Source organism: Methylobacterium sp. D48H (genome assembly GCF_053345715.1).
In genome coordinates this window covers 81962-93648 of sequence record NZ_JBKFAP010000018.1, presented here as the reverse complement: position 1 = coordinate 93648, position 11687 = coordinate 81962, and the positions used below count along the sequence as shown (strand labels likewise).

Genomic DNA, 11687 nt, shown 5'->3' with positions numbered 1-11687 from the left:
GGAACGCGACGCCGGCCTCGGCGATGCGTCCCTCGCGGCCGATGAGCCGACGCCGGCGCCGTCTCCCGCCTGGGACGCCCCGGCAACGCGGCGTGTGCGGCCGGGGGGCTCCCCCCTTCCCGCCCATGCGGCGGGCCAGGCGTCCGGGCGTCCGTGACCTTCGTCACGGTCGCGGAGCGGCGCACAGGGCATGTCAGTCTCCGCAGGCCAGGAGGATCAGATGACGGCTCCGTTCTCCCTCATCAGGCGATGGCTCGACTGCCGTCGCGCGCGGAGCGAACTCGCGTCGTTCAGCGAGCGCGACCTCGCGGATCTCGATCTCGTCGGCTGTGACGTGAAGCGCATCGCCTCGGCGCGGTCCGTGCGGAGAGGCGGGGCCTGAGGATCCCGGCGCCGTCAGCGCGGCGACCTGCGCCGGTCGCGTGTCAGGCGGTCGACGGCGAACTCCGCGGCGATGCCGATGACGGCACCCGCCAGCACGTCGGCGGGGAAGTGCGCCCCGCGGAGAACCTGCGCCGTGACGACGCCGGCCGCGGCGGCGTAGGACGGTCCCCTGATCTCCGGATAGGCGCGCGCGGCGGCGCGCGCGACGGCGGTGCTCAGGGCGGAATGACCCGAGGGGAAGGATTGCCACGGACCGATGCCCGTTCCCGGCCATCCCCGCACGTAGACCCCCTCGTCCATCAGGACGTTCGGCCGCGTCCGATGCACCGCCCGCTTCAAGCTCGTCTTGACGACACCGGCCAGGAGACCGGCTTGCAGCATGTGCCGCCCCGCTTCCGCCATCCGGCGATCGCGCACCATGAGCCCCAGGACGAGGGTGCCGGCAGACAGCGAGAGCAGGGACTGCCAGCTCCCGATCTCGCTCGCCGTCCCCACCGTTCGAACGACGGGGTGGTCTTTCGCGCGTGCCAGCCCGACGCCGAGGGCGACGTCGGCCGCCTCGAACCGGTTGGCGGTGTCGCGTGCTCTGACGTCGGACGGTCTGTTCGGGGATCGCGCAAGCATGGCCATAAACGCGCCCGACGGGCGTTCGTTCGATGCGGCCCCCGCGAACGGCACCCGCCACCGCACCCGCGCCCGATCAGGGACGCGCGCCGCGTCGGCGAACTCACGGTCCGGACGGGAGAGGCCGTGATCGCCTGAACTCGGGCCCGGCGGATGGAGAGGATCGGCCAGGATCTGAGCCAGGATCTCAGTCAGGACCGGCGGAATCGGACATGCGGCTCGGCCCCGAATACCCGTCAGGCCGGCCCGGAGTTGACGGAATCGGACAGATTGGACAGGTTCCAGTGACTAACCTGTGTTACAGTCAGGGCGACGATGTCCACTGATCTCCCCCAGGGTAGAGTCACGTTCCGCGGCCGCGGTCTGGCCTTCGCGCACGGCGCCAAGCTGGTGCTGAAGGTCTGCCCGCTGTGCTCGCAGTGGAACGCGCCCCGGGCTGCCGACCTCGGGCAGTGCGGCTGGTGCGCCTACACCCCGTCCTGTCGCGACGTCGAACCCGCGCCGAGCCGCCACGACACCGACGTCACCTCGTGAGACCGCGGAGGCTCGGACCGGCGCGCGACGCCGCGCATCGCGACGGTGCGGGCGCGGCGATCCGCACCGATGCCGGCATGCCCCGCGCCGTTCAGCTGTACTGAAGCTCGGCCCGCGCGCGGGAGAGCTTGCGCAGGATACGGCGGATGTGCTCGCGGAGCATGAGGGTCTCGTCCGTCGGGTTCTCTTCCGAAGCCATCGCCGACACATCCAAGACACTTACGGCCCGGTAGCGCATCCGCTCCTCCGCACGACATCACGACGTGTCCTAGCAGCTACTTTCAATTAACGCATCCATCATTTGATCGATTCCGCGCCTCTGCAGCGCGCAAGTTTACGTAGATTTCTCAATCGATGCCCTGATCGGGCCGCGCAATAGAGTTTCCACGTCCCTCGCTTCACCGATCTGGCTTGCGCACGAAATAATCCCGGCCCCGATCAGCTTCGGCCGCTCGGTCTCGTGGCAGACGGTGGCCGGCTCGACACAGACCGCGCGCGGGTTCGAAGGACTTCCCTGCCCCGCCGGCCGGGCGGCGCTCGGGATGCCGCGGACAGGGGGCGCTCTGGTCGAGCCGCGATGCCTTGAACGATGTGCCGAGATCCTGAGCGCGGCCGGATCGGCATCGGCTTTCCTGCGCTTTGACCGCCCCGGAAGGAACTGATCTTCCGCTCTGCTACGACGCGCCGCCGCCGGGGCGCGGCCGGCGCGACGGACACCCCACCCCGGCGCCGGTCGTCCCGGACCTGCGCGTCCGCGCGGCCGCAGCGTTCGGCCGAGCGACCGTGATCGGGAGGTGCGCGCGTCCGGCGTCGCCCGCGCTAGGAATCCGCGGTCCGGCGCCCGATCTCGCTGTCGAGATACACGGACCAGTCCGACAAGGTCGTGAGCTGCGAGCCGAACATCTTGCTGACCTGGTAGTAGCCCAGGGCGCGATAGCTCTCGAACTGGCTCTCCGAGAACCACTGGTTGGCCGTGCTCTCGTGCGGGAAGGCCGGGCTGGTGGCGCCGTAGGCGCGGACTTCGGCGGGGATGTCGTCGAGGAAGCTCGGCTTGATGTAGATCAGCGAGGCCGCGTCGCGGGCCCCCGGATACGCGATCGTACCCCGCGCGTAGCCCAGCGCACCGGCACGCTTGCCCTCGCGCTCGATCGTCGCGCGGGGGAGAATGCGCATCTCGCCCATCTGGACCTTCGCCAGCCCGTCCACCTCGGCCTTCCGGATCACGTTGCCGAGGTCGAAGAACGTGCAGCGTTCGTCCTGGCCCGCGTCGATCACCACGATCCGCGCGCAGCGCCGCCGCAGCATCTCGTAGACGCCGAGATTGTCGAAATGGCCGCCATCCGAGAGGTAGATCGCCTGCCGGACATCGGTGCTGCGGCCGCCGAGCTCGCTCAGGAGCGCGAGCACGGAGTTCCTCGGCTTCGCGAGCTTGAGGTCGTCCCGGCGCGCCACCGCGGGGTTGGGCAGCCAGGCGCCGAGCCGGACGTTGAACAGGGTCATCAGGAACGCGATCAGGCGCGACGAGTGATAGCCCCAGTTCGGGCTGACCGCCGCCCCGGAGATCGTCAGCAGACCGCCCAGCAGCGGCCCTCGGCCCGCGCTGACACGGTCGCCCGGGGTCTCCATCCCGGCATATTGCGACGTGCGGATGTAGGCCCCGCGCGGGCCGACGGTGCCGGGCCGGTCGCGCGCCCTGTCGGCGCGGTCGAGGATCGCCGAGCCGCAGGCGAAGGGTGTCGCGGTGAACGAGGCGGCCTTCCGCTCCGCCCACTCGGTGTGGAGGAGATCCGTCAGATTGAGCGTCATGTTGACGACGGGCAGCAGCCGCTTCTCGGTCCCGAGATCGGCGATGCGCGGGCTGTCCTCCTCGTCGAAGTCCGTGAACGGATCGGCGTCGCGCCGCGTCCGCGCCGAGCCGAGGAAGCCCCGGGTCAGGCGGTTGCGGTAGACGCCGTGCATGGAGAAGCGGTTGACGTTGACGCGGCCGAACAGCCAGACGGCCCCGGCCAGGATTGCCGCCACCGCGACGTCCAGGATCACGATCATGCCGTAGGGGTTGATGCCGCAGACGGAGCCGGCATCCGCGCCGGTGTCCGCGCCGCCGAGCGCCCGGCGCGGCAGCAGGCAGTTGCCCCACCAATCGTGCGCCTGGCCGAGGAAGCGGCCGAGGCACCAGCCCATCAGGGCGAACAGGCTGATCCCGAAGACCGCCGCCATCGCGCTGAGGCCGATCATCACGAGGTCGTCCATGCGTCCCTTGGCGGCCAGGGACTGCGCGCGGACGAAGACCTGCTTGCCCAGGAAGGCGGCGGCCGGGCCGGTGGCGAGGGCGCCGAGCGCGCCGAACAGGGCGGGGATCTGCGCGTCCTGGCGGCCGAGGGCGTCGGCGGACAGGACGAGGCAGCACAGGCACAGGCCTGTCCAGCCCATCGCGGCCAGCAGGAATTGGCCGTCGACCCGCGCGACCCACTCGCGGTCGAGGTCGGCGCACTCGGCGCTCTTCCGGAACCCGATGAAGATGACGCTCTGGAGAAGGTGGATGACGATCAGCGCCGGCGGGGCCGCGACCGTCAGGATCTGAGAGACCTCGGCCTTCGCGGCGTCGAAGCCGGCAGCGGAGCCACCGACCAGCCAGCCGATGGACGCGTCGGCGCAGACGCAGATCAGCCCGGCCGAGACGAGGCTGCTGGCGAGCCAGGGACCGAGATTCCGCTCGTACAGCCAGAGGCCCGGATGGCCCTTCGAGGTCTGCCAGATCAGGCCGCTGAGATAGGCCGCGACCTGCACGGCGAAGTAGGCGAGGCCCAGGCGGCACAGGGAGAGGCCCGAGACCGGCAGCGGCTGCTCGAACAGCGCGCGGAGCGTGAACGGCAGCGCGAGGGCCCAGACGCAGGTCGGCGCGATGATGCAGGCCGCGATCCGCGCCGGGGAGGCGTACGCCGTGACGCCGCCTATCCGCGGCCGATGGCTCGGCAGGAGGGTGCAGGCGCTGAACGTCGCGACGAACAGCGCCGCGCTGCCGAGCACCAGGGGCAGCCACAGCGTGCTGCCGCTCGCAGCCTCGAGCGCCGTCCGGTAGGCGAGCAGCGCGAGGGGGACGAACAGCAGCAGCGGGAAGATGATCAACCAGTTGAGGATCGTGTTCCGGATGTAGAGAACGATGCCGGCCCAGGTGTCGCGCGACAGGATCCCGACTTCCGGGGTCAGGTAGTTCGTGTAGCGCCGCAGCTTGGCGAAGATCTCGTTGCCCGAGCCGCCGAGCTGGCGCTCGGCCTCGGCGATGCTGCCGCACTGACGGATGAACGTCTGCAACCAGCCGCCGGCGAAACCGCCCCCCGATACCGTCGACAGGTAGTGGAACTCGCCGAGCATTCGCCGGCTGGCCAGGGCCTGCAGGGCGCCGAGGCAGAAGGTGGCGCTGCGGATCCCGCCGCCGGACAGGCACAGGGCGGCGAGCCGGGCCTGGTCGGCCCGCGCCTGCCAGGGCGCGCGATCGCCGGGCTCCGGCGGCCCGCAGAAATGATCCATCTCCTCCGCGAGCGCCTGCTCAGTGTCGAGGAACCACGCGTCCCGGCCCGTCGTCAGGGCGGGCAGATGGTGGGGAGAGGCATCCGCCTGGATGTCCGCGACACTGGCGCTCATCGCTCCTCCTATCGCCCGCTATCGCCCGCGCGGTGCCGGACCGTGCCGGACTGTGCGGTTCGGCCGCCGGTGCACGACAGCGACGGCGCCCCGGCCGTCCTGATCGGTGACCTCTCGAACATCTCCCCGCCCGATGTCGAAACAAGTGACGATAAAATTTTACGGAATCAGTAACCGCTATATAAACGATATCGAGAATAACGAACGGGAGAACAGGTTACCCGAATCAGCATTGCGGACGAGCAGGGGCGCCGCACGACCGAAGCCCGAAACTACCGGCGCGCCGACCCTCACAGAAAAACTGTATTCGAACATCATCCATTCGAATGACGCGCGCATGGGGATCGGCGTTTATTGAAATCGGCGAGACGCTTCGCGAAGGCAGGGTTCCCGCCATGTCCCAGGTGCGATCGTGACCCGCTCCCAGGCCGCCCGCCAGACCGCCCGCCACGCCGCCCGCCACGCCGCCCGCGTCGTCGCGCTCACCGCGGCGATCCTGCTCCCGGCGCAGGCCGGATCGCGCGCCGCCGACCGAGGACCGACAGACGGGCCGGCAGACGGGCCGAGCGACAGGCCGGACGGCACCCCGCACTTTCTCGAACAATCCTGGACGCCGCAGGAGCGCGCGTGGTTCTACCGGGCGAGCCAGGGCTCGCAGATCATGCCGTATGCCTGGTTCATGTCCCTGGAGCGCCCGGACGACGACACGCTCTTCGTCGCGGACGGGCTCGCGCGCTTCGGCTACCTGCCGAACCCGTACGACGGGACGCGCGGATCGGACCGCAGCGGGCTCCCCATCGGGTTCGTGAAGGACGTCGACGATCGCGGCGAGTGGATCGGCATGACCTGCGCCGCCTGCCACGTGAACCGGGTCGACCTGCGCGGTCGGTCGATCCTGATCGATGGCGGCCCGGCCGATGCCGACATGTTCGCCTTCATCGAGGAACTCGGCCGCGCCCTCGCGCGGACACGCGACGACCCGGCGCGCTTCGAGCGCTTCGCCCGCCGCGTCATCCCGGCGGAACTGTCGACGCCGGGGACGGGCCCGTCCGAGCCCGACCGCCGCCGCCTGCGCGCCAGCCTGACGCGGCTGGCCGAGGACTTCTCCCGTTACGTCGCGTCGAGCCGGACCGCGGTGCCCTGGGGGCCGGCACGCCTCGACGCGTTCGGCATGATCTTCAACCGGGCGACGGGCATCGATCTGCGCGACCCGCACAACATCGCCCCGCCCGACGCGCCCGTCAGCTACCCGTTCCTGTGGGATACGTCGTGGCACGACCGGGTACAGTGGAACGGCTCCGCCGCGAACGGGCTCGCCGTCGAGCGCCTGGGCCGGAATGTCGGCGAGGTGCTGGGGGTCTTCGCCCGCACCGACATCCGGGAGCCGACCCTGCCGCCGCTCTGGTTCGAGACCTCGGCGGACCGGGTCAACCTCCTGCGGATCGAGAACCAGCTGGGCGCCCTCACGGCGCCGGCCTGGCCCGACCGGATCGCGCCGCGCACCGAGGCGCAGGCCCGGGACGCCGCGGCCGGCAAGGTCCACTACGACCGGTACTGCCTGTCCTGCCACGCGATCGCCCCGACCGGCGCGAACCGCACGCTGACCGTGACCCTGACGCCGTTGGCGGAGATCGGGACCGACCCGAAGATGGCGACGAACGCCGTGTCCCGGCGCGCGCGGACCGGGATCCTCGAAGGGATCCGAATGCCGTTCCTGGCGACGACGCCGCCGCTGGCCGCCGAGACGAGCAGCCTCGAACTCGTGGCCACGCTCGTCGCCGGCGCGATCCTGGCGCCCCTCGACCGCGCACCGGACCCGGCGGGCGTCGGGGCGGACCAGGCCGTCATCCTCGACCGGCTGCTCAAGCGCGGCACCGCCGCCCTCGAGGCCCGCAACGCGATGCTCGACGACGTCTCGACCGCCGGCGGCAAGGGCCTCGTCGCCACGTTCGTCGGCTCGCGGAGAGACCGCGACCTCATGGTCTACAAGGCACGGCCGCTCAACGGCATCTGGGCGACGGGCCCGTACCTGCACAACGGCTCGGTGCCGAACCTGTACGAACTCCTGCTGCCGTCCAGCCGGCGATCCAGGACGTTCCGGGTCGGCAGCCGGGAGCTGGACGAGGACCGGATCGGGTTCCGGTCCGATGTCGGGCCGTTCCTGTTCGACACCGCGCTGCCGGGCAATGCCAATACCGGCCACGAGGGGCCGGCCTACGGGACCGAGCAGCTCGACGACGCGCAGCGCCGGCAGCTCCTGGAGTATCTGCGAACCCTGTAGGCGCGCTCCGCGGTTTCGATTTCTATCTTATCAGTATTGATTTGTCGTTCGATTGCATCCGTAATGGAACAACCGATTTCGGCACCTGTCGGTCCGACCGGATGGCTGGAGATCTGACAACACTCAAGACTCGCACTCAGCGCGGAGCGTGGCCATGCAGGATCTCGAGGCGTATTCGGTTCTGGTGGGGTCGATCTACGACCGCGTCGGCCAGCCGGAGGAGTGGTCGGCGCTCCTGGAGGATCTGACCGATTTCGTCGGCGGCCGGGTCGGCCAGCTCGCCGTGTTCAGCCTCGACGGGAACCGCAAGCCGCTCTGGGCGGTGTCCGGCTTCGAGCGGTCGCGGTACCGCGAGTTCCTCTACCGGCACGCCACCGAGGATCCGCGCCTCCCCTACATCCTGTCGAACCAGGGCAAGGTCATCCGCGCCGAGGAGGGGGTCGACGCGGTGCAGTTCCGCGAGTCCGCCCTGTTCAAGGAGGTCGTGCAGCCCTTCGAGATCGAGCACAGCCTCGTCACCTACTTCGCCAAGGAAGCCGACGTCATGGCGACGCTCGCGGCGATGCGGGGCGAGGAGGGCGGCCCGTTCCGGTCCGACGAGGTCCGGCGCCTGGCGATGCTCGTCCCGCACCTGCGCCGGGCCTTCGAGCTGTACGCGCTGATGCGGCAGGCCTCCGAGCGCACGTCCGATCTCGCCTCCGCCCTGGACCTGCTCGACGCCGCCGTGATCCTCACGGATTCCGACCTGCGCGTCGCGCACGCCAACCGCGCCGCCGAGGCGCTGGCGCGGTCCCGGACCGGCCTGTCCTTCGTGAAGGGCAGCCTCGTCCTCAAGGACAGCCAGACCGGGCGGCGGATCGCCCGCGCGGCCGGCGAGGCGCTCGCGGCCGCGAGCGGCGACGTCGCGATCACGCAGGCCGACCACATCACCGTGACCTGCGGCGAGAGCGGCATGCCCTACCGGGTGTCGCTGCACCCGCTGTCGAAGCGCCCGGCCGGCACCGGGTCGAAGGTGCGGGCCGAGCTGGCGATCGTGATCCGGACCGGGACCCCGAAGGTCCAGGGGAGCAACGCCGCGCGGCTGCAGAAGCTGTTCGGGCTGACCGTCGCCGAGTCGATCCTCGCCAACGCGGTCGCTTCGGGACGGTCCCTCGACGACCACGCCCAGGACCGCGGCATCGCGATCTCGACCGCCCGCACCCAGCTGCGCGCCCTGTTCGCCAAGACCGAGACGCACCGGCAGGGCGAGCTCGTGGCGCGCCTGCGCGAGGGGCTGGACGTCTCGCTCAACTGATCACCGGGCGTCGGGCCGGACGGCCCGCGCCGCTCCGCGAACGCCACAGGAGGTCGTGCATGCGCGCCGCCGCTCCCGAGACGCCCTGCCTCGCCTTCCTGGAGGCCCTGCCGGTGGCGGAGCGCTGGCAGCGCGCCCGGGACTGGATCGCCCGCGCGCCCCGGCCCTTCTTCGCGCAGCTGCGCGCGCGACGGACCGCCCTGGATTGCGGCGCGGCCATCCTCGTCGCCGGCCGCGCCGAGGTCGAGGAGATCCTGTCCCTGCCGCAGGTCTTCTCCGTCGCGCTCTACAAGCCCAAGATGGGCGAGTTCATGCTGGCGCTCGACGGCACGGAGGTGAATTACCGCGACAAGGCGGTCATGCGGGCCGTGCTGTCCTGGCGCGACCTCCCGGCGATCCGCGCTCTGGCGGGCGCCGAGACCGACGCGGCCCTCGACGCGGGCCTCGACGCGGGCCTCGACCAGGGCGGCGGATCCATCGACGTCGTGGCGTCGATCTCGCGCCGCGTCCCGCTGCGGATCGTGCAGCGCTTCTTCGGGTTCGCGGCGCCCGATGCCGACCTGCTGCGCTGGTCGTACGCGAACCAGTTCGACCAGTTCAACAACCTCCCCTTCGACGAGCGCCCGGACGCCGACGCGATCCACGCGGCGGCGGATCTGGCGCGCCAGGAGATGCGGGCGGCCTTCGCCAGGATCATCCCGGCGCGCGTCGCGGCGATCGAGGCCGGTGCCGACCTGCCCGACGACGTCCTCACCCGGCTGCTCCGGCTGCACCTGCCGGCGGCGACCGGCTTCGGCATGGACCGCGTCGTCATCAACGTCGGCGGCCTGCTGATCGGGGCCATCGAGACCACGTCGGAGGCGGTGGTGCACGCTCTCGCGGAGCTCCTCGGCCGGCCGCAGGTCCTCGCGGCGGCCCGCGCGGCCGCCCGGACCGGACCCGCCGCCTTCGACGGCTACGTGTGGGAGGCGCTGCGCTTCGCGCCGATCGTCGCCTTCATGTTCCGCCAGGCGGAGACCGACCACGTGCTCGGCCGGGGCAGCCCGGCCGAGAGCCGGATCGCCAAGGGCCGGGTCGTCCTGCCCCTCAGCCTGTCGGCGATGTTCGACGCGACCGGCGTGCCCGACCCGGACCGCTTCGACCCGGCCCGCCCGGAGCAGACCTATCTCCATTTCGGCCGGGGCCATCACGAGTGCCTCGGCCGCTACGTGGCGGGCGCGATGGTCCCGGAGATCGTTCGCCGCATCCTCCTGCGCGACGCCGTGCGGGCCGAGGGCGCGGTTGAGGACGGGGGCACGCCGTTCCCGACCGCGTTCCGGATCTCCTGCGCCGGCCGGCCGGCGGGGGCCGCCGGGCTCGGTTAGCCCGGCGCGCGCGGGACGTCGCCGACACCGCGCCCGGTCCCTCCGTCGCGAGCCCGGGCGGCGCGCGACCGCGCGCGCCCGGATCCGGGGCGTCGCCCGGAGGCCCGCCCGATCGGCGCCCGGCGGCGCGCAGGTGCCGGCCGTCCCATCAAGGCTTCGTCACCGCAGAGCCCGGAGCATCGACATGGCATCCTTCCAGGATTTTCAGGACGGCTACGAGCGGACCTGGGCGTCGCTCCAGATCCGGCCGGAGAAGCTCGCGACCGTGCGCAAGCTCGCGCAGCAGCTCGCCGCCGGCAAGCCGCGCTACCAGGAGATCGAGGCGCGCACCGGCGTGCCCTGGTGGTTCATCGGGCTCTGCCACTACCGGGAATCGACCTTCGATTTCGACACGTATCTCGGCAACGGACAGAAGCTCGGACGGCGCACCACGATCGTCCCGAAGGGGCGCGGGCCGTTCACGGGGCCGCAGGCCTTCGTCGAAGGGGCGGTCGACGCGCTGCGCCTCCAGGGCCTGGTCGGGCTCGGCGACTGGAGCGTCGCGCGGGCCCTCTACCGGCTCGAGGGCTTCAACGGCTACGGCTACCACGGCCGGGGCGTGAACTCGCCGTATCTCTGGGGCGGATCGACGGCCTACGGGCCGCCGGGCGCGCGCGGCGGCAAGTTCGTGCGCGACCACGTGTTCGACCCGAACGTGGTCGACACGCAGATCGGCACCGCGGTGATCCTGCGGAGCCTCATCGACCTCGACGCGACGGTCGCGCTCGCGGCGCCGCGCGCCGTCGAGGCGGCCGTGTCCCGCGAGCCCGACGACGAACTCGCCGACAGCACGCTCTGGGTCCAGCAATCGCTCAATCGCCTCGGCGCGACACCGCCCCTCGTCGAGGACGGCCGGAACGGGCCGCGGACCATGACGGCCGTCGCGACGTTCCAGGCGCGGTGCGGTCTGGACGATACCGGCCTCGCGGACGCGCGCACGATCGCCGCCATCCAGGAGGCGCTGCGGCCGGCGGCGCCGGACCACGCGGTGCTGACGCGGATCCAGGACCTGGAGCGACAGCTCGCCGCGAGGGCGGTCACCCCGATGCAGCCCGCCCCGATGCAACCTGCCTCGATGCCCCCGGTGGTGATCGCGCCGGCCGCGCCGCCCGCCGACGTCGCGGCGCGGCTCGACGAGTTCCTCCAGGCCCTGCGCCGACAGATCGACGGTGCGCGCCTCCCGACCGCCCCGATCTTGCCCGGCCCGCCCGCGGCGCGTCCCGACGGCGCGGTCCTCGGGCCGGTCAACGGCGCGCTCGGGCAGACGATCGGGCAGCTGCTCTCCGGCAAGAAGTCGGCGATCGGCATCATCGGCGCCGTCGCCACGCAGATCCTGTCCCAGGTGCCGCTCAACACCGGTCTCGGGCAGGTGCTCGCACAGCTCACGCCCGCCTTCGGGCTGAGCCCCTACACGATGCCGATCTTCATCGGGCTGACGGCGTGGGGCGCGCTCGGGAAGTTCGAGAAGTGGAACGCACGCGCGGGGCAGGCGACCCCGTAGCGCGCGGCGGTTCTCCGGGACGGG

Annotated in this window: 8 protein-coding genes; 6 read left to right on the top strand and 2 right to left on the bottom strand. The window is 71.6% G+C overall.

What is annotated here, in order from left to right; genetic code table 11:
- Window positions 1-190: 190 nt before the first annotated feature.
- A complete protein-coding gene (locus tag ACLBX8_RS23405; protein WP_056524250.1) occupies window positions 191-382 on the top strand; it encodes a DUF1127 domain-containing protein in 192 nt (63 codons plus the stop codon).
- A 14-nt stretch (window positions 383-396) separates the two neighbouring features.
- Here ACLBX8_RS23405 and ACLBX8_RS23400 read toward each other — a convergent pair whose 3' ends face one another.
- Window positions 397-1062 (bottom strand): phosphatase PAP2 family protein, encoded by a 666-nt coding sequence (locus ACLBX8_RS23400; RefSeq protein WP_447700306.1) that lies wholly within the window; start codon window positions 1060-1062, stop codon window positions 397-399.
- 261 nt (window positions 1063-1323) lie between these two features.
- On the opposite strand from ACLBX8_RS23400, the gene ACLBX8_RS23395 reads away from it, so the two are divergent.
- Entirely contained in the window at window positions 1324-1542 is a 219-nt protein-coding gene (locus tag ACLBX8_RS23395; RefSeq protein WP_020095876.1) for a hypothetical protein, read from the top strand.
- A gap of 819 nt (window positions 1543-2361) precedes the next feature.
- On the opposite strand, the gene ACLBX8_RS23390 is transcribed toward ACLBX8_RS23395, so the two are convergent.
- Window positions 2362-5184 (bottom strand): hypothetical protein, encoded by a 2823-nt coding sequence (locus tag ACLBX8_RS23390; RefSeq protein WP_447700307.1) that lies wholly within the window; start codon window positions 5182-5184, stop codon window positions 2362-2364.
- Between the two features lie 412 nt (window positions 5185-5596).
- On the opposite strand from ACLBX8_RS23390, the gene ACLBX8_RS23385 reads away from it, so the two are divergent.
- From ACLBX8_RS23385 to ACLBX8_RS23370, 4 genes are all read left to right on the top strand, one after another.
- Window positions 5597-7465, top strand: coding sequence for a di-heme-cytochrome C peroxidase (locus ACLBX8_RS23385; RefSeq protein WP_447700308.1), 1869 nt, complete (start codon window positions 5597-5599; stop codon window positions 7463-7465).
- A 154-nt stretch (window positions 7466-7619) separates the two neighbouring features.
- Window positions 7620-8759, top strand: a complete 1140-nt coding sequence (locus ACLBX8_RS23380; RefSeq protein WP_020095872.1) for a helix-turn-helix transcriptional regulator — start codon at window positions 7620-7622, stop codon at window positions 8757-8759.
- Window positions 8760-8818: 59 nt separating this feature from the next.
- Entirely contained in the window at window positions 8819-10123 is a 1305-nt protein-coding gene (locus ACLBX8_RS23375) for a cytochrome P450 (protein WP_447715797.1), read from the top strand.
- Between the two features lie 184 nt (window positions 10124-10307).
- The gene (locus tag ACLBX8_RS23370; protein WP_056524238.1) at window positions 10308-11663 is read left to right on the top strand and encodes a peptidoglycan-binding protein; all 1356 of its coding nucleotides are present in this window, start codon (window positions 10308-10310) and stop codon (window positions 11661-11663) included.
- Window positions 11664-11687: the final 24 nt, after the last annotated feature.